A 26041-nucleotide genomic window follows, 5' to 3' on the forward strand; every position below is an offset into this window, starting at 1 on the left:
ATGTTTACTGCTATCCGTAAAAATGGGCTAATTTTGGCTATCTTTGCTTGCGCTGCTACTGGCATTGTCGCGTTAACCCAATATTTGACCGCCAGCCAAATCAAAGCACAAGAAACCGCACAATTATTATCGGTTTTAAATCAGGTTATCCCACCTGATTGGCATGATAATCAACTGTCAGCCTCATGCACACTGGTAAGCGATCCCTTACTCGGCAGCTCACAAGCCATGCCTGTTTATCTGGCTACTCTGAATGGAGAGCACACCGCATTGGCTATCGAAGCAATTGCGCCGGACGGTTATAGTGGCGCTATCAAAATCATTGTTGGTATTGATCAACAAGGAAATATACTCGGTACACGTGTTTTATCTCATCAAGAAACACCCGGCCTTGGGGATAAAATTGATTTACGGATCAGCGATTGGATACTCAGTTTTACTGGCCGTCAAGTCAGTGATGACAATCAAAAACAGTGGCAAGTACGCAAAGATGGTGGCCAATTTGATCAATTTACCGGAGCGACCATTACACCGAGAGCCGTCGTAAAAGCAGTAAAACAAACCGTCCAGTACGTCAATTCACACCGTGAACAGATCGTCAATCAACCTTTAAACTGTAGGGGGCAATAGATGAGTGACCACAAGACACTGATCAAAAACGGCTTATGGGATAACAACCCTGCTTTAGTACAGTTGCTAGGTCTGTGCCCGCTATTAGCCGTCTCATCCACTGTAACTAACGCGCTTGGTTTAGGTCTGGCGACCTTATTAGTATTGGTCGGCTCGAATGTGACCGTCTCCTTAGTCCGTGATTATGTTCCTAAAGAAGTACGGATCCCAATTTTTGTGATGATCATTGCCGCTTTGGTGACTTGTGTGCAATTACTGATGAAAGCCTATGCTTACGGACTTTACCTCTCTTTAGGCATCTTTATTCCCTTAATTGTCACCAATTGCATCATTATCGGTCGCGCCGAAGCATTCGCCTCAAAAAACCAAGTGCTTCCTGCCGCTCAAGATGGCTTCTGGATGGGATTAGGTATGACTGCTGTGCTGGTCGTTTTAGGTGCTCTGCGTGAAATCTTGGGTAACGGTACTTTATTCGACGGTGCAGATTTACTACTGGGAGATTGGGCATCAATGCTGCGTATCGATCTTCTGCATTTAGACAATAGTTTCCTACTTGCCCTGCTACCGCCAGGCGCTTTCATTGGTGTCGGTTTTCTGATTGCCGCCAAAAACGTGATTGATAAGCAACTCGCTCAGCGTCAACCTAAACCTGAAAAACAGGCCATTGAGCGTGCGCGCGTCACCAATGTATAACTCGATTGACTGGGTATTTTGATTATGAATAACGCGAAACGGTTAGCGATCCTTGAGCGGTTAAGAGCTAACAACCCTAATCCACAAACTGAACTCAACTGGAATACGCCATTTGAGCTGCTGATTGCGGTTTTACTATCGGCTCAAGCTACCGATGTGAGCGTCAATAAAGCCACTGATAAACTTTACGCCGTTGCCAATACTCCGCAAGCCATGTGGGATTTAGGTGTCGATGGCGTGAAGCAATACATAAAAACCATTGGATTATTCAATTCTAAAGCCGAGAATGTGATTAAGACCTGCCGAATTCTACTTGATCAGTACGGTGGTGAAATTCCCGAAGATCGAGCCGCTTTAGAGTCACTACCCGGTGTGGGTCGAAAAACGGCCAACGTAGTTCTCAATACCGCTTTTGGCTGGCCGACCATTGCCGTCGATACGCATATTTTCCGCGTCTCAAATCGGACTAAGTTTGCTATCGGTAAGAATGTCGATGAAGTCGAGCAAAAACTGCTTAAAGTCGTCCCAAAAGCATTCAAAGTCGATGTTCACCATTGGTTAATCCTTCATGGTCGTTATACTTGTATCGCACGCAAACCCCGTTGTGGGAGTTGCATTATTGAAGACTTGTGCGAATACAAAGAGAAAACCGACTAACCATACAACCTAAGTAACTAAGTAACTAAGTAACTAAGTAACTAAGTAACTAAGAAATACCCAAACTACTTGGAGTTATAGATAGAACAAATTTATTTGAAATAAACTTACACAGTCGGTAAACCAGCTTGTGCTGAGAGTCAAAAATGGATCGCATAATCTCTATCAGCATAGATAGACGATGAAAGGTAAATGAGCGTAACCAACAGCGCAGCAGCTTGCTGACACAAAGATAAAAGCGAATAAGTTTATGTAATGGTGATAGTCTGTTGTTGAGTAAAATATTGATGGCAATACTGTTCAAATTCATGACTTGGTAACGGTTTAGAGAAATAATAGCCCTGAAATTCATCGCATTCTAAGTCCAGCAATGTTTTATATTGATAGCGTTCCTCTATACCTTCAGCAACGACCTTAATGCCGAGCTGATGAGATAGGTCGATAATCGAACGAATGAATATCTCTTGCTTGTCGTGTAAATTGATTTTATCAGTGAATGACTTATCAATTTTTAATTTATCAAATGGTAAGTCATTTAATAGTTTCAATGATGCCCATCCTGTTCCAAAATCATCCATTGCAACCCTTACTCCGAGCTGCTGAATTTCTCGTATGATTTTATTACTTTGCATCATATCTTCCAAAGTCATTGTCTCGGTGATTTCAAGGATAATTGACTGCATATCAACATCATTGGCAAGAAATATAGACACTAATACATGGGTTAATCGCTCATCAAATAATGCATCAGATAAATTAATAGAAAACTCAATTTGACCACGATATACACTCAGCGAAAGGTATATATTGCACACAGATTTCAATATCCATAAACCAAGAGGCCGAGCTAAACCAGATTGCTCAGCAATAGTGATCAAATATTCAGGATTAATGTGGCCATAAACAGGATGATTCCAACGTAATAATGCTTCACAGCCTAATTTATTTTCCTGTTTTATTATAATTGGCTGATAACATAAAAATAGCTGTTTCTGATCTTCATCTTTAAGTAAATGTTCGAGATCATGAATTAAGCTTTTCCTTTGACGATACTGTTTCTCTAAATCCCCACTATAAAAAAAGATAGCAGAATTTGATTGAGATTTAGCAATATTTAGAGACAAATCAGCATTATTAAGAATACTTTTCCCTCTTTTTTGATAAGTATCTGACTCATAAGATATATCCCAACTACAAGCAACGCCAATACTTACCGTTAAATGTTTATAACCATGAACCGTTGCCAAAACCCGATTGACCTCTTTACGAACTCGATGAGCGAATTGAACATAATCTAGAGTTAAATCACCGATTAATACAGAAAACTCATCAGAAGCTAGACGAATGACCTTTACATCATGATGATTGGTAAGTGAAGACAGAAGATGAGCGACCATCTGGAGTATTTTATCGCCAATTTCATACCCTAGTGCATCATTGACTTCTTTAAAGTTATCTATGTCTAACAAAAAAACCACATAACGTCTTTTTTTGTGCTCTTTATGTTCAATTTGTCTGATCAGGTAGTTACGGTTATAAAGTCCAGTAAGACTATCTCGCCATGCTAAAAATTGTTGATTTTTGACATTCCTATATAAATGAAAGGCTAAAAAACCAACAAAAGCAAGGACTAAAAGTAAATTATAAGTAATAATATTTTTGTTTCTTTCTAGCTGCATTATATCCTGTAAAGAAGAAGCACCGGTGAATTTTTTAACCATAATGTCCCTAATCCTAATTTGATAAGGTAACAATTTCTGGTAAAACTCTGCCAGCTGGTCACGATCCTCAGAGAATACGGCTTGCTCATAACGTTTAATTAAATTAAAAGCATCCGTTACTACCTGATAAGCGTTATGTAACTGTCTAATTTCGGTAGTTTCTTGTGAATAGAGAAAGGTTTGATATCGACTCCATAAAATATCGTATCGTAAAATTAAATTATCCGAATCTAAACTTGGCTGAACAAGAAACATTTCTAATTGATGTTGAAACTGGTTAGTTTCAGTTTGCAACTGAGCAAGAGACCAAGCAGACAGTTTTGCTTGTCGCGCAATATAATTATAATCATCATTAACTCGCATTAATGTTGACAACGAGATAATAAAAAATATAAATATAAAACCAACAAAAATCACCAGTCTCTTGGTCATAAGCTGCGTCCGTCTAAGGTTGAAGTTCTATCGAAGCAACTTGCCAAACCATTCGACTATGTAATACCTCATTATTCAATTGATTATATTGAGTGAGAGGATAAATTACCCAGATAGGACCTTTATCTCTAATGCTCATTGTCTGTTTATTTTGCATAACCGCTAAAATAGGGTTGTATTTGACTATGTCTTCATAAGGAATGACAGCCCAATAATCGTTTAGCGCAGTTACCTTGATGTCAGCTTTAGGCTTATCCACTAACTCTAATATATAACGAGATGAAACCCCTCTAAAAGTCACTAATCCGTCGGTCCATGGTGTTTTAGTAATAACATTCATATCCGCTTTATCTATCATCTCTGACAACGTCCAGTGCTGAGTCTGTCCATTGTTTGTGAAAGCGAGAACGGCTCTATCACTGGCCAAAACACTCCCTGATATGATTAAAGTGATAAGGCATAACCAACGGCTGAATTTCGAAAATGTGTTCATAACGGTTCCTTAGTCATGATTAAAAACAGCTTTCATAAATTAAAGGTAGCTCTAGGTTGTTTTTAGTGCAAAGCACACTTTGCTATTCACTCATTAAGTAAGTTAAAATCATTCTTTGTATCCCAACTAATTGAAGTTGCCACGCCGCGCCAGCAGCGTTATTTAACGTCATCGCTAAGTACCCCCCCCTACTACCTCAAGTAGGGCCCTAGCTAATACTAGGTAGAGTATAGCTGATGAGCTAATAACCACGTGCACAGCAGCTTCTCATCCAATATGGGATCCTCATTCACTGCGCTAGGAGCACGTTATGTCAAATAATCGCATTCTTCACACTATGCTACGTGTTGGAGATTTAGATCGTTCTATCGAATTTTATACCCAAGTCATGGGCATGAAACTACTACGTAAAAATGAAAACACCGAATACAAATATACCCTTGCCTTTTTAGGTTATGGCGATGAATCTGAAGGTGCAGTCATCGAGCTCACCTATAACTGGGGTGTCGCTGACTACGAAATGGGCAATGCTTATGGACACATTGCGATTGGTGTCGATGATATCTATACCACTTGTGACACGATCAAAGCAGCAGGCGGTAATGTGACTCGTGAACCCGGTCCTGTTAAAGGTGGTAGTACACATATCGCCTTTATTAAAGATCCTGATGGTTATATGGTTGAACTGATTCAAAACAAACAAGCCAGTGCTGGGCTTGAAGGCTAATCAGCTTAACGTTTAAAGCGATATACAAAACCGCTCTAGTGAGCGGTTTTGTTGTCTCTGAGGGGGGATGAGATACGACGGTCTGAGTACTTCTATCCACGCTGCATCAAACCTGAGTTCGTCCTAACGAAATCACCACTCGACGGTTTTTATCCCGTCCAATCGGCGATGCATTATCAGCGATAGGGCGACGTTGCCCATAACCTTGAACTTGAATACGATCCTCTGGCAAGCCTAAAGTACGGAAATAACGCTGTAACGATTCTGCTCGACGCTCTGATAAACTTTGACTTTCATTGCGACCTTCACTGGTATCGGTATAAGTCGCGACTAACACCAAATCAATATCTTGATTATATCGAATATAATCCGCAATTTGTGCTAAACGCTTCTGTGATGCTTTATTAAGCTCGACGCTATTTCCTCGATCATAATGCAAAATAGTGAACGCAATATCTTCAAAGCTGTATGGTAAGAGATTAGCAACACAATCACTAAACACGTTGTACTGAGGCTGAAAAAGTACCGATGAGAGCATCACTTCAATGCGTTGATCACGGCTTTGCCAATCTTGATAACTAAAGGTTGGATAACGGCCTTGTTCTAATTCACTCAAGAGTGCCCAAGCCGTTTGACCACCAATATAACCATCAAACTGTTTAAAAAACTGGATATTAGAGATGCGATCAGCACGCTCGCCCGGACGCCACCTCGGCGGCATAGAGACTAAGCTTACGTTACGAGTCTCGCCCATCGGTCTACGCATTTTTAGTTCAAAATCGAGGTTAATTTGTTTGCTGGCATGAGAAGTGAAAACAGCATCACCGTAATTAGGAATTGGATGTACTAGTTTGCACTCCAATGGTGTATTGACCAGCATTTGCCAAGTGGACTGTTGTGGCGAAGCAACGTATTGCTTACCAGAAGCGAGGGCATTCACAGTGACAAAACAGCCTGCTACATAAATACCGGTCATTAGCCATTTATTCATAATTTGTCTCTTACCACTAATAAGGCGATAACTTGCCGCAACAAAGGCAAATCACACGATCTGCCTGAAATGACCTTTAAGCATGCAAAAAACTCGCCACAACAAAGAGCTTTTGATGATTTTATTACTGCGATTTGGTTTTTCTAAAGTGGATAATCTGTAATAATGTTGTCCTTGTCACTTAATTTAGGTTCACATGACTGTTATTAATGAAGCATTTGCGTTAAATAAACGCTTTAGAGGCTATTTCCCAGTAGTTATTGATGTTGAAACCGCTGGATTTAATCCACAAACCGATGCTCTACTTGAGATCTGTGCCATTACCTTACGCATGGATGAACAAGGAGATTTGCATCCTGCTTCAACTCTTCACTTTCATATTGAGCCATTTGAGGGAGCCAATATTGAAAAAGCTGCCTTAGAATTCAATGGCATTTACGATCCCTTTAGTGCCTTACGAGGCGCGGTCACCGAAGAATATGCCCTAAAAGAAATTTATAAACAGGTGCGTAAAGAACAAAAAGCGGCAGACTGTAGCCGAGCGATCATCGTTGCTCATAACGCATCATTTGATCACGGGTTTGTCATGGCAGCAAATGAACGTTGCAAATTAAAACGAGTCCCTTTTCACCCCTTCGCGACCTTCGATACTGCCGCGCTCAGTGGGTTAGCTTATGGACAAACTGTGTTAGCTAAGGCTTGCAAAGCCGCAGGGATGGAATTTGATAATCGTGAAGCTCATTCCGCACTTTACGATACTCAACAAACCGCAGAACTATTTTGCGGGATCATTAATAAATGGAAAGCACTGGGAGGCTGGCCGTTAGCTCCCCAAACAAACACAACTGATTAATTGAGATATTTATGAACCCTGTTGTTATATCTGTCTGCGTCATGCTGATTCTAGCTTTGATGCGCATAAATGTGGTCGTCGCTCTCACCTTCAGCGCGATGGTTGGTGGCCTTGTTGCCGGTATGAGTTTAAATGAATCTGTCGCTGCGTTTGAAAGTGGTTTAGGTGGCGGTGCGACGATTGCTCTGAGCTATGCCATGTTAGGCACTTTCGCGGTGGCAATTTCTCGTTCCGGTATTACCGATGTCCTCGCTCAAAGCGTGATCAAGCGTCTCCATGGTAAACAAAATCATGCGGCAACGACGGGATTAAAATACGCCGTGCTCGTAGCCTTGTTGCTGATGGCGATGTCGTCGCAAAACGTGATCCCGGTGCACATCGCCTTTATTCCGATCCTGATCCCGCCCTTATTGGCGGTATTTGCTCGTCTCAAGATCGACCGCCGAATGATAGCCTGTGTGCTAACTTTTGGTTTAATCACTCCATACATGATCCTACCAGTCGGTTTTGGGGGGATTTTCCTCAACAATATCTTACTCAAAAATCTGCATGATAATGGCCTACAAAACGTAACCGCCAGTCAAGTACCTATGGCAATGTTACTCCCCGGCCTTGGTATGCTAGTCGGTTTATTGATTGCGGTTTTTTTTACTTACCGTAAACCACGTGAGTACCAAGAAACCGAACTAACCACCATTCAGCACCAAGAAAGCAGTCATATCAATCGTAAACACTTACTTACTGCAACACTGGGTATTGTGGCGGCATTGGCGGTGCAACTCGCTACTGGGTCAATGATCATCGGGGCTTTAGCTGGCTTTATGATTTTTACCTTTGGTGGCGTAATTGCTTGGAAAGAAACCCATGATGTATTTACTAAAGGGGTTCATATGATGGCGATGATTGGCTTTATCATGATCTCTGCTGCTGGTTTTGCCGCTGTGATGAAAGCTACTGGTGGTGTCGAGTCATTGGTTACCGCCCTATCAACCAGTATTGGTGATAATAAACCACTCGCGGCTCTGTTGATGTTGGTCGTGGGTCTCCTTGTCACCATGGGCATTGGATCTTCTTTCTCTACTATTCCAATTATTGCTACGATTTATGTGCCACTCTGTTTGGCTTTTGGTTTTTCACCCATGGCGACTATCGCTTTAGTCGGTACAGCCGCAGCATTAGGTGATGCGGGCTCTCCAGCCTCAGATTCAACCTTAGGCCCAACCTCTGGTCTTAATGCCGATGGGCAACACGAGCATATTTGGGAGACGGTCGTGCCGACCTTTATTCACTATAACCTGCCCCTCATTGCCTTCGGTTGGTTAGCGGCGATGGTGCTCTAGTAATACGAGTTTTGCTTAGATAAAAAGAGCGCCCTAATTAAGGCGCTCTTCTTGTATTGTTGGTATCACATCCCTCAATGAAGGTGTTGTTTAAGCACCTTCGTTGTGCAGCTCTAAGTTTGCTAAATCTTGCTGAATTTCCGCTAACGTTTTTGCATCATCTCCGCGCATCGATTCCAGAAAATCAAGGTACTGCTGATCAATATCGCCCGTCACATATTCACCGTTAAATACTGACGTTTCAAACTTAGCAATATCAGGGTTGCCAAGACGTACCGCTTCAATCAAATCGGGGAGTGTTTGGAAAATTAAACCGTCAGCACCAATTTGTTTACAGATAGCTTCGTTATCGCGACCATGGGCAATCAGCTCATTGGCACTTGGCATATCAATGCCGTAAACATTAGGGAAACGAATTTCTGGTGCCGCCGACACTAGGTAAACTTTCTTAGCACCAGAGTCACGAGCCATTTCAATGATCTGTTCCGAAGTCGTACCGCGAACAATCGAATCATCAACCAATAATACATTTTTATCTTTAAATTCGGAGCGAATCGCGTTCAACTTACGGCGTACCGATTTCTTACGCTGCTGCTGGCCAGGCATAATGAAAGTTCGCCCTACATAGCGGTTTTTCACAAATCCTTGTCGATAGGGAATATCAATCGCTTGAGCAATTTGTAGTGCAATATCACAAGACGTTTCAGGGATAGGGATCACTACATCTATCTCCAAATCACTAAAACTTTCTTTGATTCGCTCACCTAATTTTTTCCCCATCTCGACTCGCGCACTGTAAACGGAGATTTTGTCGATAAAAGAGTCTGGACGAGCGAAATAAACGTATTCAAAAATACACGGATTAAGCACCGGATTTTGAGCGCACTGCTGAGTAAAAAGCTGACCATCAAAAGTCGCGTAAATCGCTTCACCAGGAGCAATATCACGCATAAAACTAAAGCCAACGGCGTCTAAAGCAACCGATTCAGAAGCGACCATATATTCTGTTCTATCACCCACGATACGTTTACCCAAACAAAGCGGACGAATTCCATTCGGGTCACGAAAAGCCACCATACCATGACCAATGATCATTGCAGCAACCGCATAGGCACCACGTATTGTAAGGTGAACATTGGCAACGGCACGAAAGACTTCTTCAGGTGTGACTTCACTTTCAACAGAGTCTATTTCATGGGCAAGGACATTCAGTAACACTTCTGAATCTGAGGTTGTGTTGATGTGGCGGCGATCTTTTTCAAACAGCTTTTGGCGCACCTCTGTCGCATTGGTCAAATTACCGTTATGGGCCAGCGTGATACCAAAAGGCGAATTGACATAAAAAGGCTGTGCTTCCGATGCACTCGAACTGCCTGCTGTTGGGTAACGCACATGGCCGATCCCAACCGTTCCTTGCAAGCGTTGCATATGTTTAGCTTCAAAGACATCTTTAACTAAACCGTTTGCCTTTCTCAAACGAAAACGATTGCTTTCTATGGTACAAATACCCGCGGCATCTTGGCCACGATGCTGTAATACCGTTAACGCGTCATAAATTGACTGGTTCACCAGCGTTGTACCCACGATTCCAACAATACCACACATGTCTTAACCCTCGACTTTCAACAATAACTGGCGCCTAGTGAGCGCCAGAAAGAAAACTGGATGTTGCTTGTAAGTGTTCAAAGAAAGGAGCAATCAGGCGACTGAATTCTGGCACCAGTTGCGAGCCCTTCCACCACTCTGCGTTTGGTGATGCGGTAAACGCATCCATAAAAAATAAAGTGGCTGCGACAATCAAAATACCTCGTAATGCACCAAAAACCACACCGAGAATCCTATCGGTTCCTGATAACCCTGTCTTATCAACTAACTGTGAAATCACGTAGTTAACAATCGCTCCAACAATCAAGGTGGCTATAAATAGCACCGCAATTGCCGAACCATTACGAAACATCTCATCTTTGATGTTACTAAAGTACACGGCTAACTTTGCGTAGTATTCTGACGCGATATAAAACGCGGCAAACCAAATAACCAATGACAACGCTTCTTTCGCAAAGCCACGAACTAAGCTGATCAGCGCAGACAGACCGATCACACTTAAAATGACAATATCTAACCAGTTCATGAGTTCTTACATTCTAAGTTGGCGCGCATTTTAACAGAAAAATGCGCAACGCAAACGTTTTCTTAAGGATTTAATGGCTTAAATTTGAGTAATTGGCCTTTAGCGCCAGTTATCTTCTCTAATTCCACTAACTGATTTTCTAACTTACTTTTTGAAACATCAGGGCCAATAATCACACGAGTAAAATCGTTCTCTTGTTTCGTGTGTGCCTGATAGCCTCGTCGTTGTAAGTCAGCGACGACATTTTTAGCATTTTCCGCATTTCTCAGTGCCATCAATTGAATGATCCAAGCACTGTCTTGATACTCATTTTTCTCAATCACGGGGCGCGTTGTCGTCGTTAGCGTTTGATTACCGGTGCCTGTCGAGACTCCAGTGGCTGATTCAGTAACGGTAACCGGAGAATCTGGCAAAGCCACTTGATCTTCAATGGGGTCAAGAATTTCAAACCGTTCAATATCACTATCGAGTTCCGGCCTTAGCGGAATACTAGCCACCTCTTCTTGATAGTGCATTTTTTTACCGTCCAACAGATCGGGCAATACAATAACGCCAATCGCAACCAAAATAATCGTACCAACTAAGCGGCTTTGAAATTTACTGGCCATCTATTCTCCTTTACCTTGCCAATGCTCAAGGACTTCACCCACAGTATGAAAAGATCCAGCAACGACAATGACATCATCATCATGCGCTCTTGTCAGCGCGGCTTCAAAAGCCTCCACTGGCGATGAATATTCACGTTGAGTCGGGGTGAGATAATGCACTAACTCTTGTGAACTCGCAGCGCGAGGACCAGAAAGAGAAGCTGGATACCAAGCCTTCACGACTGGAGTCAGTGCTTCGATAGTGGATTTAATGTCTTTGTCATGCAACATTCCGAGCACCATATGCACTTTTTGCTGTGGATAACGCTGCTCTAATTGCGAGACAAGATAGTGAGCCGAATGTGGGTTGTGGGCCACATCCAATAAAATCGTCGGTTGAGTCTGCAATACTTGCATACGTCCGGCCAAATTAGCTTTACGTAATCCTTCGCTCACATCAATATCACTCACCTCGAGACCAGAGCAGCCTAATGCCATCAAGGCTGTGGCGGCATTGGCAAGAGGTAATGTTGGAATTGGTAAATCACTCAGTTCAAATGAACCACTACGCCACCGCCATGATGCATTCGATAGCGTTTGGTAATGATACTGAATACCGACTTGATAGAATTTCGCACCGATATCATCAGCATGAGCCGCCACCGTTGCAGGAGGGAAAGGTTGTCCGCAAATGGCTGGCTTCTCTGAACGGAAAATACCCGCTTTTTCAAAACCGATCACATTGATGTCATCACCAAGCCAATCGACGTGATCAATGGCTAAGCTGGTTATTACTGAGACATCATGCTCGACCACATTGGTTGCATCTAATCGACCGCCTAATCCAACCTCAAGTAAAATCACCTCAACCTGCTCGGTTTGGAAAAGACGCAGCGCAGCTAACGTGCCAAACTCAAATAGACTCAATGAGGTATTACCTCGCTGAGTTTCTATATAAGCAAAAGCTTCGGTGTGTTTTGAATCCGGCAGTTCTTGACCGTTAATCCGTACACGCTCGTTGTAACGAATAAGATGAGGGGAACTGTATACACCAACCGAGTAGCCGGCTTGGAGAAGTATACTTTCCATTAAAGCGCATGTTGAGCCTTTACCGTTCGTGCCCGCTACCGTAATGACGGTAGCAGATGGCCTGGTGAGCTGCGCTTTCTCGGCAACCGTTTGGACACGTTCTAAGCCGAGATCAATGGCCGAGGTATGGATATGAGATAAATAGTCAAGCCACACCGTAAGTGGCGATGTGGCTTGAGGAATAGAGTATTGAGTCATCTAACGTAGAACCATAGTTATGCTTGGCTTTGTTAGTGGTTACTTTACCCTTTTTTATCCGCTTCTGGTACAGAATATGTTTCTTCGTTTGGCGCTGCGTTCACAGAAACCACCAGAGGAGAAGCATAATTGGTCATTTTAGCTAACAAGCCTGCCACACGTTGGCGCATTTCACGGCGATCAACGATCATATCTATTGCGCCATGTTCAAGCAAAAACTCACTGCGCTGGAAACCTTCAGGTAAATCTTCACGTACAGTTTGCTCGATTACGCGGCGCCCAGCAAAACCAATCAAGGCTTTTGGTTCACCAATATTAATATCACCTAACATCGCCAAGCTGGCAGATACACCACCCATCGTTGGATCAGTCATTACCGAAATATAAGGCAGACCTTTCTCGGTTAAGCGTTGCAGTGCCGCACTGGTCTTGGCCATCTGCATCAATGACATTAACGCCTCTTGCATACGCGCTCCGCCACTGGCGGAAAAGCAGACTAAGCCGCAATTATTTTCAATTGCCGCGTCCACGGCACGCACAAAACGAGCACCGACCACAGACCCCATAGAGCCGCCCATAAAAGAGAATTCAAATGCACAAGCAACAACAGGGACGCCGATCACCTGACCCTTCATCACGATGAGTGCGTCTTTCTCACCACTGCTTTTTTGCGCAGCCGCTAAACGTTCTTTATAACGCTTAGTATCTTTGAACTTAAGCTTATCTTGTGGCTCAAGCTCTTGAGCGATTTCCTCGCGGTTATCTTCGTCTAAAAAGGTCTCTAGACGACGACGCCCTTTCATGCGCATATGATGGTTACATTTAGGACAAACCTCTAAATTGCGCTCTAATTCAGCGTAGTACAGCACCTCTTCACAGGAAGTACATTTAGTCCAGACCCCTTCAGGTATAGACGCTCTACGTGAACTGACAATGTTGCTTTTCTCTAAAATCTTTTCAAGCCAACTCATGCAAGACCTTTTTACTTTCTCATCTCCCGCGCTAGTGCGAAAGATATAAATTAGACATAAACGCGTGGGATTAAAGCATACAAAACCGCAACTGTAGACAAAAAACTGGTTGTACCTATTTCTCTGCCCTATCAATATGCATCTGAGTATTGGAAGCTATTTAACCCAGTTAGTTCAAATTCTCTGCTAAAAATAGCGGCCCCAGTGGTGCTTTAGGTAGTTCAAAGCGCTCAGGATAATCAACAGCAACAAGATACAAGCCTTCGGCTTTAGCCGTTGCGGCAGCTAATTTGCGATCTTTGGCTGCCAATAACCACTCGATCCATTGTGGCTCTTGTTCCCCACGCCCAACTTCAATCAGACTACCAACAATATTACGCACCATATGATGAACAAAAGCGTTCGCTTTTATATCAACGACAACATAGCGCTCATGGCGAGAAACATTCAGGTGCATAATATTACGCCAAGGGCTGCGAGACTGGCAATGTACCGCACGAAAAGAAGTAAAATCATTTTCACCCAATAAATATTGGCCAGCGACCTGCATTCGCTGAACGTCTAATTCTGGATGATAATGACTTACCCCCGACGATAAAATCCCCGGACGATAAGCATGATTATAGATAACGTATCGATAACGACGCGCCGTTGCACTAAAGCGAGCATGAAAATCGTCGGCAACGACTTTAGCCCAACGTACAGCGATATCTTTCGGTAAGTTAGCATTAGCGCCCATCGTCCATGCAGCCATGTTACGTTCAGCTGTGGTATCAAAGTGAACAACCTGACCGGTACCATGAACTCCGGCATCGGTACGTCCAGCACATTGAACCTCTACCGGATGATTCGCGATAATCGACAGGGCTTGCTCAAGCTTTTCCTGTACGCTAATGACGTCTCGTTGCCGTTGCCAGCCAAAGTAATGAGTACCATCGTACTCAATACCTAGAGCAATTCTCATGTTCTGTTTCTCGTTGAAAATGGGGCGGGCAGTATATACCTATCACCAAACAACGTGAAGACACCTAAGTGACGAAAGTCATCCACCGTTAAAGCCGACCATTGATCTTATCAATCAGATGTTTGGCCTGACGACGAATTTCATCATCACCATCGACGATGGCCTCTTCTAGTAACTTAATTGCTCCTTTGCTGTCATTCATTTCCAAGTAAATTTTCGCTAAATCAAGTTTACCGGCCGCTTCGGCATTATTATCAACATCAAAATCGGTAATATCTCCAAGTACATCAGGAAATTCATCCAAACCGACATCCAGCTTAAGAGCTTCATCATCAGGATTGATTGCCCCTTGATCCCTTTCTACTTGAGCCATTAACTCATCAACAGTCATGAACTCTCGTTTTTCAGGTGAAAAATCAACTACATCTTCCTGATTCTCCCAATTCTCCACTTCAACTTCGGGTTGTTGGTTTTGAATTTCTTCTTGCCAAATCGCTTGATCTTCTTCCGGTATTTCATCAGGAATAACGGCTTTTTGATCTTCGGTTAAACTAAAGCCATTCCAATCTTCCCCCCCCATCTGCAGCATGGCATCAATGTCCATACCTGCACTGTCGATGGTTTTAGCGTCTAACGGCGAATTAAACAGATCCATTGGACGAGCCATTGGGTCATTCAACAAATCCGTAAATTGTTGTTCATTGTACGCTTTACTGGATAACGTGGTGAAATCAATCGGCTCATCATTTTTGAGCTCTGGCTCTGGCTCTGGCTCTGGCTCTGGCTCTGGCTCTGGCTCTGGCTCTGGCTCTGGCTCTGGCTCTGGCTCTGGCTCTGGCTCTGGCTCTGGCTCTGGCTCTGGCTCTGGCTCTGGCTCTGGCTCTGCAGAGATTGAAGCGGTGTCTTGCTGCTCCGTCAACTCTAAAGTACTGTCTATCCCGTCACTTTGTTCAGCAACCTGATGTGGCGTTTGTAACGCCTCTTGTTGTTCAAAGTTAGCCATGATGTCATCAAGTTCATCAGCGTCTTCATCACCATCAAAAATAACCTCTGATTCGGTTTCAAATTCCGTATCGGCTAGGGCATCTTGCTCGGTATATTCAGCAAGCTCGCTCTCATCAAAACTTAATGGGCCGTCTTCTTGATCTGAATATGGCTCAACGGCTGAGTCATCAGGTTCGTCAATAGCGTCATCGACATCACTGGATGGATCTTTACTGTCCGGCTGAGCAAGTTCAGGCGATTTGACGGATTCAGTTAACACTTCATCAACGTGGTCACGACTTTCTACCACCACATCCGCATCTAACGATGACACTTGCTCTTGTTGCGTGTCTGGTTGCTGTTCAAGCGTTTCTTGTTCAGCGACCTGATTGACAAGACTGCTTTCGAGCTCTGGTTCAGAGTCTAAATCATCACTCTCAGGCTCATCTTCATCGAGGGATAATAACTCTTCTTCGCTTGGCGTGGGCGGCTCTACTTGAACAGCCTCGTTACTCTCATCGGCACCTTGACTATCAGCATCAGTAGCAACCGTCGAGGGCTCTGTCACCGAGTCCGCATCGACTACCTCAACATCATCGTCTAAATCCGCCAAAGCGTCTTGCTCGGTATACTCGGCAAGCTCACTCTCATCGATACTTAATGGACCATCTTCTGACGGTTCAGCATGCTGAACATTCTCATCTATCGATTCAGGGTCTTCATCCTCAATGGTCTCTAGAGCGGCATCAAAGGCGATATCCTCACTATCAGAATCAGACTGCTGGGGTTCAAGCTGCTCAATATCACTCAGTCGATCATCGTCATCAACACTTTCTAACATCGAATCCAAATCAAATGACGGCGCTTGATCTTCTTGCGTGTCTGGTTGCGCTACCACTTGATTGACAAGACTGCTTTCAGGTTCTGGATCTGAGTCTAAATCATCATTCTCTAACTCATCGCTATCAACGGATAATGACTCTTCTTCACTTGGTACATGCTGTTCCGCTTGAACAGCATCATTCTCATCGGCGTCTTCAGAATCAGTAGTAACGCTCGATGACTCTGTTACCGAATCAGTATCGAGTTGCTCAACATCATCGTCTAAATCCGCCAAGGCGTCTTGCTCGGTATATTCGGCAAGCTCACTCTCATCAATGCTTAGCGGCCCTTCTGTTTCTGGTAAAACTGGCGCATCAGGCTCTTCATCGATTAAATGCTCAACATCGCTAACCTCGGTTTGCTGGGTTAACGGGTCATTCTCTGACTCAATAGGGTCACTTTGCGCAGCTTGTGGCTCACCATCGGTCGTAATAGAGGTTTGATCTTCACTTTCAAAGCTCGATTCAATATCTGTTTTCTCGCCTTCTTCAACCTCTAGTATTTCTTCAGGTGAATCGACTGTTGCTGAGGATTCGCTGACGTCGACGTCAACGTCTTCAGAATCCTCATCATCGATTAACCAATCCTCATCTTGTGGAACACCAAATTCATTCGCTATTGGTTCTGGTGTGCTGCTGGCACTTGCCGCCTCGCTCCCTTCAATTTGAGGGTCAAAATCAAAGTCATCTTCATCTATTGGCTGATCAGGCGTTGATTCATCCTTATCTTCAAGAAGAACGTCATCAAGAAGCGGATCTTGCGCTGGAGCATTACTAATCAGGTCATCGATAAAGTTATTACTATCGAACTCACTATCTTCAGCTTCGGCCTGCTGTTCAATTTCGAGTAGCTCATCGAGAAACTCCGTACCATCATCCAACGATACATCGTTCGGCTCTTCTGGAGCAGATTCGATCGACTCATTGACCTCTACTTTTGGTTCTTGCTCATCAATCCATTCATCCAACAATGTGGGGCTATCATGATCGAATAATAGCGCTTCATCAACGTCAGGTTCATCAAGCAGCTCATCAAGTAATTTATCAACGGCGGTATCTAAATCTTGTTCCGATAACTCATCACTCACCAATAATTCATCGAGTAATTCGGTACTATCATCGTCCAAGGAAAGATCCAGATCGTCCCCAACCAAACCATCTAATAAATCATCGAGCACTTCATCGCTGTGCTCAGGTTCCGCCTCTTGTGATTGAATACTGTCTAAAAGCGAGTCCAATTCTTCATCTGAGGTAATATTCGGCTCATTACCAATATCAATACTGTCTGCTTTAAGTTCATCAAGTTGACTGTCTAAATCAAGTTCTGCCTCATCGACCTCAGCTTCCATGAGTAACTCATCAAGTAACGCTTGATCAACTTCATTGCCTGATAAAAGCTCATCCTCGTCACCGGCTAATAAAGCATCCATCGCGTCTTGAGAAAGTGGATCTTCTTCGGCAAGATCAAAATCTTCTTCATCAAGTTCATCACTTGATGGCTGATTTTCCGCTAAATCGGCAAAATTAGTATCCAAATCACCATCGTCATCAATACCAGCGAAAGGATCGTCATCTTCATCAAGATTTAAATCTATATCGCCTTCATCAAGAGAAGCAAAAACATCCTCTTCGGCCATATCATCGCCATAAAGTATCTCGCTACTATCTGATTCACCGAAGAGATCGTCATCGAGCAAAAGGTCATCATCACCTAATTCCTCCTCTGGCATAACTGGAGCTACTGGTGGTGGGGCGACTTTCTCTTCTGTTGATAGTTGTACTGGCTCTGGTTGGTCGGCTTTCGAGCGGCGACTCAATAAAAGCATGACTATACCCGCGATCAATAAACCAGGTATCAGTGCTAATAGCCCAACAAACCAAGTACTGGATAATAATTGTTCCCACGTAGAAGGACCTTGCTGAATCTGTTGATTATTACGTCGGTCTTCATTTAATAAGCGTTCAACTTCAGCGCGGATTCTATTGTCATCACCCAATTCATGTTTTAATTCGCTTACCTCAGATTGCATTTGTGCTAGTAGAAGTCGTAACTGATGATTTTTTTCTTCTAAAGCAAGAAGTTCGGCTTGCGCAACGTCAGTGAGTGGCGCAGGTGCAGGGGTTGGATCAGGAGCAACGCTTGGCGTCGGTTGTTCAACGACGGCTGGTTCTGGTGATACGACAGGAGCGCGTACTGGCGTAGGCGTAGAAACGACCATCGGCTCTGGTGACCCGGTTAAACGCGCTTGATGAGCCGTCATAATCGTGATTGCTTCTTGCGTTGATGCACGACTAATCTGCTCAATTGATGGTATTCGTAGAGTGCTTCCGGGCAATAAACTATGAATATTTTGATTTTCAAACGCTTGAGGGTTTAAACGATAAATAGCTAATAAGGTTTGTTGAACCGACACGTTGGCTGATGGCCTTAATTGGGTAGCAATAGACCACAATGTATCTTGAGACGATGTGGGACCAAAGAAGCGTGAAGGCTCAGAATTATTGGTGTTATTTTGTCCAACATCACGACTAAAACGCGGAGCAGATTGCACTTCGCCGTTCGGACCAATGAGACGAATGACTTCCGCACTAACGATAGAAGTCTGAGTCACGGCGGCTATTGTTAATGGCAATAGCCATCGCTTAAAAAATTGACGCATAAAAGGCTCAGCTCTGTGCTTTAAAAATGAATATAACCTAAATAACTTAACAATGTAGGTAGACGGCAAGTGCGTGAATCTCCGTGAATATAAACCCAACTAAAACTGGCACAGCCTAACACCGCTGCAACGTTAAGTAAGATGGGCATACAACGATCTATTAAATATATCGGATTACCCCAGTAAAACTATAGGGACTAATACAAAAAATGTGCCTTACCTACAATAATCGCAGGAATCTCACATAAATATCACGCTGACCTGCGCTGTTCTCTACAGCAAACCTTATTCTAAGCTACTTGAAGATACGAGTAGGAGCAAGCAGACATCACGACTCACATTGTCATATGGCAAAGAAAACCAATAAAAAAGCCAACCTTACGTCGGTTGGCTTTAAGTGAATGCCAATGGGCAATCATAATCTGTTTATTCTTGGTCTATTTTTGCCCAAGTATCACGCAAACCAACCGTACGGTTAAAAACTAGCGAACCAGGTCGCGAGTCTTTGATATCTGCGCAGAAATATCCCATACGTTCAAACTGATAACCAAATTCAGGCAGAGCATCCTTCAAGCTTGGTTCGACAAAACCATGCATGGTGATCAATGAGTCAGGGTTAATTGTTGCCGCAAAGTTATCCGCAGCGGCAGGATTTGCCACCGTAAATAGACGATCGTATAAACGGAATTGAGCAGGCAATGCTTTATCTGCTGAAACCCAGTGAATCACCCCTTTGACTTTACGTCCATCGGCTGGATTTTTGCCTAGCGTGTCTGGATCATAAGTGCAGTAAATCGTCGTGATGTTACCTTGTTGATCTTTCTCAACACGCTCAGCTTTAATGATATAAGCACCACGTAGGCGCACTTCTTTGCCTAAGACCAAACGCTTATACTTTTTGTTGCCTTCTTCACGGAAATCTTCACGTTCAATCCAAATTTCACGCGTGAAAAGCACTTCTCGCTCACCCATCTCTGGTTTATTCGGATGGTTGGCGATCGTAAGCGGCTCAACACTATTTTCAGCAAAATTTTCAATGACAATTTTCACTGGATCAAGCACAGCCATAGCACGAGGTGCATTCTCATTGAGATCATCGCGGATACAAGACTCAAGAGAGCTAAACTCAATCATATTATCTTGTTTAGTGACCCCAATGCGCTTACAGAACTCGCGAATAGAAGCAGGAGTAAAACCACGGCGTCGTAAGCCAGAAATGGTCGGCATACGAGGGTCATCCCACCCTTCGACCAGTTTTTCAACTACCAGTTGATTGAGCTTACGTTTTGACATCACGGTGTATTCTAGATTTAGACGGCTGAATTCATACTGCCTTGGGTGACAATCAATGGTGATGTTGTCTAATACCCAATCGTATAAACGGCGGTTGTCTTGAAATTCCAGAGTACACAATGAGTGAGTAATGCCTTCGAGCGCATCAGAGATACAGTGCGTGAAATCATACATCGGATAAATGCACCATTTATCACCGGTTTGGTGATGCTCAGCAAAACGCACGCGGTATAACACTGGATCACGCATCACCATAAATGAAGACGCCATATCAATTTTTGCACGAAGACAAGCTTGGCCCTCTGCAAATTCACCAGCACGCATTTTTTCAAATAAAGCCAAGTTTTCTTCAATCGGACGATCACGATATGGGCTATTTTTACCTGCTTGGGTCAATGTGCCACGGTATTCACGAATTTGCTCAGGTGTTAGCTCTTCAACGTAAGCCAACCCTTTATTGATCAGTTCTACTGCGTACAAATACAGTTGGTCGAAGTAATCGGATGAATAACGAACATGACCAGACCACTCAAAGCCTAGCCAATTAACGTCTTTTTTAATGGATTCAACGTATTCAAGATCTTCTTTTTCTGGGTTGGTGTCATCAAAACGCAGATTACACTGGCCTTGATAGTCTTGGGCAATACCAAAATTCAGACAAATCGACTTCGCATGACCAATATGTAGATAACCGTTCGGTTCTGGCGGAAAACGAGTCTGTACGCTAGTGTGTTTACCATCCGCTAAATCTTTATCAATAATTTGGCGAATGAAATTCGATGGACGAGCCTCAGCTTCACTCATCTATAGCACCTCAAAAATTTATTAGTATTGTCAGAAATGATTTTCTACGTTATGAGTTGGCGATCTCCAACTCAACATAGGCATTACCACCAATCATCCACAATTCCGCCCTATTTCACAATAAAAACTGCGGTTTTCAGACGAATATTTACCACAACTGGTGGTATAAGTGACCTAATCTATCGTTTTATACCCTAATGATGCCAATCAGGATCTTTTCGCAAGCAAAACAAAAGCCTTCACTAATGTGAAGGCTTGAGAATAATCACCAGCTATCGAGGCCGCTCGCCGTAGTGTTCAGCTCGCTTCGCGATTGAGAGATTATTGTTGTGATTTGGAATCTATTGATTTCATTTCACCAGCAATGATTTCCGCTAAAGGACCAAGAATGACTTGTAAATTATTGGTACCTAATTTAACCACACCCATTGCACCTAATGCTTTTAACTGTTTCTCATCGATGATTGACATGTCTTTTACGGTTAAACGTAAACGAGTAATACAAGCATCAATATTCGATAAGTTTTCATGGCCACCAAGTACTTCTAAGTACTGTTTTGCTAATTCAGAAGACTCTTGTGAACCTTTAACCGAGCTCACGGCTTCGTCATCATCTTCACGACCTGGCGTTTTTAAACCAAACTTCAAAATTACAGTACGGAAAACCACATAGTAGATAACAAAGAATACTAAACCTTGAACAATCAGCATGTACCACTGTACCGCCAATGGGTTACGTGAAGACAGCACCATATCGACCAAACCAGCGGAGAAGCCAAAACCCGCTATCCACTGCATTGAAGCGGCGATAAAGACCGAAATACCCGTAAGCACAGCATGTAAAAGGTATAATAGCGGTGCAAGGAACATGAACGAGAATTCTAGCGGCTCTGTCACCCCGGTAAAGAAGGAAGCAAAACCTGCGGCAATCATGATGCCCGCCACTTTTTCTTTATTTTTCGCAGTAGAGGTATGATAAATAGCCAACGCTGCACCGGGTAAACCGAACATCATGATCGGGAAGAAACCCGCTTGGTACATACCTGTTACGCCAGGAATAGCGACACCTTCAGCGATCGATTTTGCACCACCAAGGAAATTCGGAATATCATTAATACCTGCAACATCAAACCAAAACACAGAGTTAAGTGCATGGTGTAAACCCACAGGGATCAATAGACGGTTGAAAAATGCGTAGATACCAGCACCCGTTGCCCCCAAACCTTGGATAGATTCGCCAAAAGAAACCAAACCACCGTAAACGGCAGGCCAAACGTACATTAGTACGAAGGCGATAAGGATACCAGCGAATGAGGTCAGTATCGGAACTAAACGCTTACCAGAGAAAAAGGCGAGCGCTTTATGTAACTCAACCGTTGAATAACGATTATAGATTTCCGCTGAAATAATACCGACCAGAATGCCGACAAATTGGTTATTGATTTTACCAAAAGCCGCTGGAACATCAGCAAGATCAATACCCTGAATCTGTGCTACTGACCCTGGTGAGAGTAGAGTTGTTACCACTAAGAAGCCCACAAAACCAGCCAATGCCGCTGAGCCATCTTTATCTTTTGACATCCCAAATGCGACACCAATTGCAAACAGTACCGACATGTTATCAATAATGGCTGCGCCCGCTTTAATTAGGAATGCCGCGACGGCGGAGTTTGCACCCCAGCCCGTTGGGTCAATCCAGTAGCCAACACCCATCAAAATGGCTGCCGCAGGTAACGTTGCGACAGGCACCATCAGGGCCTTACCTACTTTTTGAAAATATCCAAGAATATTCACCTTAAGTTCCCCCTATAGGATTTTTGTATATGTTGAGCTACTTATTTTGATCGCCCAATTTAGTCACTGTCAGTGTATGCCATTAATTTTGCTCCGCAAATTAAAACCTTATCAATTGTGATCATAATCACCAGAAATAAGCGAAATAAAGTAATTTTGCTAGCAGGATCATAAAACTTATTTTACAATATAAAAAAACAAAACTTTGTCGCTATCCTTAACCTGAAAGATAGCTTATAAAGGATAGGTAATGAGCGAACTCAGCAACCAATCCAGTAATGATTCCTTTGTATAACAAGGTTTTTAAAAACTTATTTTTGTTTACGATATTTATAAGTACACGATGGATAGATATTTCGCGAACTAATTGAAGTTGAGATACTCGACCGACTATAGGAAGAGACTAGCCAGAAAAACGCTTCATCTATTGGCTGGCCTAACATTAGTTGTCATCGCTCTGAGTAACAGTACACTGGCTTCAAATCGTAAGAGTATCAACACCATGAATACTCCCCCGATAGATTAAGGATTAACTGATTATGTATGCGCTCACAAACTGCAAAATCTACACTGGTAGTGATAAGTTAACTGATCATGCCGTTATCGTGGATAACGATCTTATTCAAGCTATTTGCCCAACAAGTCAACTTCCTTCATCGATACGTCATATAGATCTTCATGGTGCCAATCTCTGCCCTGGGTTTATTGATTTACAACTGAATGGTTGTGGTGGTGTGATGTTTAATGACCAAATCACGGCGGATACTATCCAAATAATGCATCAAGCGAACCTAAAGTCGGGTTGTACTAGTTTTCTCCCAACACTCATCACCTCGTCAGATAACGATATTCAACAAGCCATCCGCGCACAACGTGAGTACCAAAATAAATACCTACACCAATCTCTTGGTCTGCATTTAGAAGGTCCTTATTTGAATGTGATGAAAAAAGGCATTCATAGCGTTGACTTCATTCGTCAGTCAGATCAAGCGATGATCGACGTCATTTGTCAAAATAGCGATGTCGTGACTAAGGTCACTTTAGCACCAGAAAATAATGACTTGAAGCATGTTGAGCAACTTGTTGACGCCGGCATTATCGTATCTATCGGTCACAGCAATGCCACTTATGCAGAAGCGCGTAAAAGCTTCGCTGCTGGTATCTCCTTCGCAACTCATCTTTTTAATGCCATGACACCGATGGCTGGTCGAGAACCGGGTGTAGTGGGCGCCATTTATGACACTCCTGAGGTTTACACAGGAGTTATCGCTGATGGTTTTCATGTTGACTACGCTAACATCCGAATTGCTCACAAAATAAAAGGCGATAAGCTCGTATTAGTGACCGATGCCACAGCTCCTGCAGGCGCTGAAATGGATTACTTTATTTTTGTCGGTAAGAAAGTATATTACCGAGACGGCAAGTGTGTCGATGAACACGGTACACTTGGCGGCTCAGCCCTAACGATAATTGAAGCAGTCCAGAATACGGTTGAGCATGTCGGTATCGCTTTAGATGAAGCATTGCGGATGGCCAGCTTATACCCAGCTAAAGCCATCGGTGTTGATAATAAGTTAGGTCGTATTAAACCCGGCTATATTGCCAACCTGACCATTTTCGACCGCGACTTCAATGTAAAAGCGACAGTAGTGAATGGACAATACGAGCAAAAATAATCATGAATGGCGGACAAATAGGTAATGTAGATCTCGTTAAACAGCTCAATAGCGCAGCTGTTTATCGCTTAATCGACCAACAGGGGCCAATTTCGCGCATCCAAGTTGCCGATGTCAGTCAACTTGCACCAGCAAGCGTGACAAAAATAACCCGCCAACTCCTTGAAAGAGGATTAATTAAAGAAGTCGCACAACAGGCCTCTACTGGTGGACGTCGTGCGATCTCTTTGACCACAGAAGTCGAACCATTCCATTCTATCGCCGTCAGATTAGGTCGCGATTATATTCAGTTGGGTCTATACAATTTGGGTGGGCAGGAACTGGCTTGCTCTTCCTATGAGTTCCATTATGCTCATCAACCTCAGCTAATCGAAGGCTTAATTCATCATTTAAAAGCCTTTCTTGCTCAACAACAAAGTAATATTAAACAATTAATTGCGATTGGTATTGCTTTACCCGGTCTCGTCAATCCTGAGCTCGGGGTTGTTGAATATATGCCCAATATTGATATTGATGCTCTTGGGCTTGGGGATATTATTCGAGATCACTTTCATGTTGAGTGCTTTGTCGGTAATGATGTGCGTGGCATGGCGCTGGCTGAACACTACTTTGGCGCGAGCCAAGATTGTCAGGATTCGATTCTAGTCAGCGTGCATCGCGGAACAGGAGCTGGCATCATTGTTAATGGGCAGGTTTTTCTAGGGACCAACCGTAACGTTGGCGAAATCGGTCATATCCAAATTGATCCCCTTGGTGAACAGTGTCAATGCGGTAATTTCGGTTGTTTAGAAACCGTCGCCAGTAATCCAGCCATCGTCGCTCGTGTCAAGAAACGGCTTGCTCAAGGTTATAAATCAAGTTTATCTGATCTGCCTAAAGTAACCATTGACGATATCTGTCAACACGCTTTGCAAGATGATGAGCTAGCGAAGCAAGCCCTAGTGCAAGTCGGTAATCAACTTGGCAAAGCCATCGCCATGACGATTAACTTATTTAACCCTCAAAAAGTCATCATTGCAGGTGATATTACTGCGGCACAAGAGGTTATTTTTCCGGCTATTCTACGTAATGTTGAAAATCAGTCGTTACAGGCTTTTCATCGTCAATTACCTATTGTGGCGTCAACGATTGACAAGCGACCTACGATTGGGGCTTTTGCTATGATAAAACGAGCCATGCTCAATGGTGTTTTACTCCAGAAATTACTGGAAGACTAAACATCGTTTTAGCCTCCAACTCATCAAGTAACACCTATAAAATCAATGATTCACCTTATTTTCCCCATGAACGTTATCATTAGCGCTATTGGGGAGTTCCCCTTTCCAGTTAGCCTCTCCATCATCTAAACTGCTGTTTTATTCGACACAAATTAGACCTCATTCACCTAAAAGCCATTTAAATTAGATAAAATTCACCTTAAGAACCAATAATTAAATTTTTAAACAAAGAAGTATTGCCTTTTTTAACCAAAA

Annotated in this window: 20 protein-coding genes; 8 read left to right on the forward strand and 12 right to left on the reverse strand. The window is 43.2% G+C overall.

What is annotated here, in order from left to right; translation table 11 throughout:
• Genes rsxG through nth form a run of 3 tightly spaced genes read left to right on the forward strand, consistent with a single transcriptional unit; the run spans position 1 to position 1980 of the window.
• Positions 1–630 (forward strand): electron transport complex subunit RsxG, encoded by a 630-nt coding sequence (rsxG, locus tag AACS00_RS15835; RefSeq protein WP_072668599.1) that lies wholly within the window; start codon positions 1–3, stop codon positions 628–630.
• A complete protein-coding gene (locus AACS00_RS15840; RefSeq protein WP_072668600.1) occupies positions 631–1323 on the forward strand; it encodes an electron transport complex subunit E in 693 nt (230 codons plus the stop codon).
• A 24-nt stretch (positions 1324–1347) separates the two neighbouring features.
• The gene (gene nth / locus AACS00_RS15845) at positions 1348–1980 is read left to right on the forward strand and encodes an endonuclease III (protein ID WP_110167963.1); all 633 of its coding nucleotides are present in this window, start codon (positions 1348–1350) and stop codon (positions 1978–1980) included.
• A 248-nt stretch (positions 1981–2228) separates the two neighbouring features.
• On the opposite strand, the gene AACS00_RS15850 is transcribed toward nth, so the two are convergent.
• On the reverse strand, positions 2229–4133 hold the full coding sequence (locus tag AACS00_RS15850; RefSeq protein ID WP_110167964.1) for a putative bifunctional diguanylate cyclase/phosphodiesterase: 1905 nt from the start codon (positions 4131–4133) through the stop codon (positions 2229–2231).
• 13 nt (positions 4134–4146) lie between these two features.
• Positions 4147–4626 carry an oxidoreductase gene (locus AACS00_RS15855; RefSeq protein WP_110167965.1) on the reverse strand — a complete coding sequence of 160 codons (480 nt, stop codon included), beginning with the start codon at positions 4624–4626 and terminating at the stop codon, positions 4147–4149.
• A gap of 310 nt (positions 4627–4936) precedes the next feature.
• Between AACS00_RS15855 and gloA the strand changes: the two genes are divergently transcribed.
• Positions 4937–5353, forward strand: a complete 417-nt coding sequence (gene gloA, locus AACS00_RS15860) for a lactoylglutathione lyase (RefSeq protein WP_110167966.1) — start codon at positions 4937–4939, stop codon at positions 5351–5353.
• A 106-nt stretch (positions 5354–5459) separates the two neighbouring features.
• On the opposite strand, the gene motY is transcribed toward gloA, so the two are convergent.
• On the reverse strand, positions 5460–6344 hold the full coding sequence (gene motY / locus AACS00_RS15865; protein ID WP_072668602.1) for a flagellar protein MotY: 885 nt from the start codon (positions 6342–6344) through the stop codon (positions 5460–5462).
• Between the two features lie 196 nt (positions 6345–6540).
• On the opposite strand from motY, the gene rnt reads away from it, so the two are divergent.
• Together rnt and AACS00_RS15875 are read left to right on the forward strand one after the other, a co-directional pair.
• Positions 6541–7197, forward strand: a complete 657-nt coding sequence (gene rnt / locus AACS00_RS15870; RefSeq protein WP_072668603.1) for a ribonuclease T — start codon at positions 6541–6543, stop codon at positions 7195–7197.
• An 11-nt stretch (positions 7198–7208) separates the two neighbouring features.
• Positions 7209–8537 (forward strand): Na+/H+ antiporter family protein, encoded by a 1329-nt coding sequence (locus AACS00_RS15875; RefSeq protein WP_072668604.1) that lies wholly within the window; start codon positions 7209–7211, stop codon positions 8535–8537.
• A gap of 90 nt (positions 8538–8627) precedes the next feature.
• On the opposite strand, the gene purF is transcribed toward AACS00_RS15875, so the two are convergent.
• The 9 genes from purF to nagE all read right to left on the reverse strand — a co-directional run bounded on the left by purF (position 8628) and on the right by nagE (position 22893).
• Positions 8628–10142 (reverse strand): amidophosphoribosyltransferase, encoded by a 1515-nt coding sequence (gene purF / locus AACS00_RS15880; RefSeq protein ID WP_072668605.1) that lies wholly within the window; start codon positions 10140–10142, stop codon positions 8628–8630.
• 34 nt (positions 10143–10176) lie between these two features.
• The gene (locus AACS00_RS15885) at positions 10177–10668 is read right to left on the reverse strand and encodes a CvpA family protein (RefSeq protein WP_110167967.1); all 492 of its coding nucleotides are present in this window, start codon (positions 10666–10668) and stop codon (positions 10177–10179) included.
• A gap of 62 nt (positions 10669–10730) precedes the next feature.
• Entirely contained in the window at positions 10731–11276 is a 546-nt protein-coding gene (locus tag AACS00_RS15890) for an SPOR domain-containing protein (protein ID WP_110167968.1), read from the reverse strand.
• On the reverse strand, positions 11277–12542 hold the full coding sequence (folC, locus tag AACS00_RS15895) for a bifunctional tetrahydrofolate synthase/dihydrofolate synthase (RefSeq protein WP_110167969.1): 1266 nt from the start codon (positions 12540–12542) through the stop codon (positions 11277–11279).
• A gap of 44 nt (positions 12543–12586) precedes the next feature.
• Positions 12587–13513 carry an acetyl-CoA carboxylase, carboxyltransferase subunit beta gene (accD, locus tag AACS00_RS15900; protein WP_072668609.1) on the reverse strand — a complete coding sequence of 309 codons (927 nt, stop codon included), beginning with the start codon at positions 13511–13513 and terminating at the stop codon, positions 12587–12589.
• A 169-nt stretch (positions 13514–13682) separates the two neighbouring features.
• The gene (gene truA / locus AACS00_RS15905; protein ID WP_072668610.1) at positions 13683–14477 is read right to left on the reverse strand and encodes a tRNA pseudouridine(38-40) synthase TruA; all 795 of its coding nucleotides are present in this window, start codon (positions 14475–14477) and stop codon (positions 13683–13685) included.
• A gap of 88 nt (positions 14478–14565) precedes the next feature.
• Positions 14566–19002, reverse strand: coding sequence for a FimV/HubP family polar landmark protein (locus AACS00_RS15910; RefSeq protein WP_110167970.1), 4437 nt, complete (start codon positions 19000–19002; stop codon positions 14566–14568).
• Positions 19003–19428: 426 nt separating this feature from the next.
• Positions 19429–21099, reverse strand: coding sequence for a glutamine--tRNA ligase (glnS, locus tag AACS00_RS15915; RefSeq protein WP_110167971.1), 1671 nt, complete (start codon positions 21097–21099; stop codon positions 19429–19431).
• A 321-nt stretch (positions 21100–21420) separates the two neighbouring features.
• Positions 21421–22893, reverse strand: a complete 1473-nt coding sequence (gene nagE, locus AACS00_RS15920; RefSeq protein WP_072668613.1) for an N-acetylglucosamine-specific PTS transporter subunit IIBC — start codon at positions 22891–22893, stop codon at positions 21421–21423.
• 539 nt (positions 22894–23432) lie between these two features.
• Here nagE and nagA point away from each other — a divergent pair.
• A complete protein-coding gene (gene nagA / locus AACS00_RS15925) occupies positions 23433–24569 on the forward strand; it encodes an N-acetylglucosamine-6-phosphate deacetylase (RefSeq protein ID WP_110167972.1) in 1137 nt (378 codons plus the stop codon).
• 2 nt (positions 24570–24571) lie between these two features.
• Positions 24572–25786 (forward strand): DNA-binding transcriptional regulator NagC, encoded by a 1215-nt coding sequence (gene nagC / locus AACS00_RS15930; protein ID WP_072668615.1) that lies wholly within the window; start codon positions 24572–24574, stop codon positions 25784–25786.
• Positions 25787–26041: the final 255 nt, after the last annotated feature.

Source organism: Vibrio sp. 11986-1-5 (genome assembly GCF_963878025.1).
Lineage (GTDB): Bacteria > Pseudomonadota > Gammaproteobacteria > Enterobacterales > Vibrionaceae > Vibrio > Vibrio injensis.

Coding starts and splice junctions, on each gene's coding strand:
- rsxG (WP_072668599.1), top strand. CDS start 1: ATGTTTACTGCTATCCGTAAAAATGGGCTAATTTTGGCTATCTTTGCT.
- AACS00_RS15840 (WP_072668600.1), top strand. CDS start 631: ATGAGTGACCACAAGACACTGATCAAAAACGGCTTATGGGATAACAAC.
- nth (WP_110167963.1), top strand. CDS start 1,348: ATGAATAACGCGAAACGGTTAGCGATCCTTGAGCGGTTAAGAGCTAAC.
- AACS00_RS15850 (WP_110167964.1), bottom strand. CDS start 4,133: ATGACCAAGAGACTGGTGATTTTTGTTGGTTTTATATTTATATTTTTT.
- AACS00_RS15855 (WP_110167965.1), bottom strand. CDS start 4,626: ATGAACACATTTTCGAAATTCAGCCGTTGGTTATGCCTTATCACTTTA.
- gloA (WP_110167966.1), top strand. CDS start 4,937: ATGTCAAATAATCGCATTCTTCACACTATGCTACGTGTTGGAGATTTA.
- motY (WP_072668602.1), bottom strand. CDS start 6,344: ATGAATAAATGGCTAATGACCGGTATTTATGTAGCAGGCTGTTTTGTC.
- rnt (WP_072668603.1), top strand. CDS start 6,541: ATGACTGTTATTAATGAAGCATTTGCGTTAAATAAACGCTTTAGAGGC.
- AACS00_RS15875 (WP_072668604.1), top strand. CDS start 7,209: ATGAACCCTGTTGTTATATCTGTCTGCGTCATGCTGATTCTAGCTTTG.
- purF (WP_072668605.1), bottom strand. CDS start 10,142: ATGTGTGGTATTGTTGGAATCGTGGGTACAACGCTGGTGAACCAGTCA.
- AACS00_RS15885 (WP_110167967.1), bottom strand. CDS start 10,668: ATGAACTGGTTAGATATTGTCATTTTAAGTGTGATCGGTCTGTCTGCG.
- AACS00_RS15890 (WP_110167968.1), bottom strand. CDS start 11,276: ATGGCCAGTAAATTTCAAAGCCGCTTAGTTGGTACGATTATTTTGGTT.
- folC (WP_110167969.1), bottom strand. CDS start 12,542: ATGACTCAATACTCTATTCCTCAAGCCACATCGCCACTTACGGTGTGG.
- accD (WP_072668609.1), bottom strand. CDS start 13,513: ATGAGTTGGCTTGAAAAGATTTTAGAGAAAAGCAACATTGTCAGTTCA.
- truA (WP_072668610.1), bottom strand. CDS start 14,477: ATGAGAATTGCTCTAGGTATTGAGTACGATGGTACTCATTACTTTGGC.
- AACS00_RS15910 (WP_110167970.1), bottom strand. CDS start 19,002: ATGCGTCAATTTTTTAAGCGATGGCTATTGCCATTAACAATAGCCGCC.
- glnS (WP_110167971.1), bottom strand. CDS start 21,099: ATGAGTGAAGCTGAGGCTCGTCCATCGAATTTCATTCGCCAAATTATT.
- nagA (WP_110167972.1), top strand. CDS start 23,433: ATGTATGCGCTCACAAACTGCAAAATCTACACTGGTAGTGATAAGTTA.
- nagC (WP_072668615.1), top strand. CDS start 24,572: ATGAATGGCGGACAAATAGGTAATGTAGATCTCGTTAAACAGCTCAAT.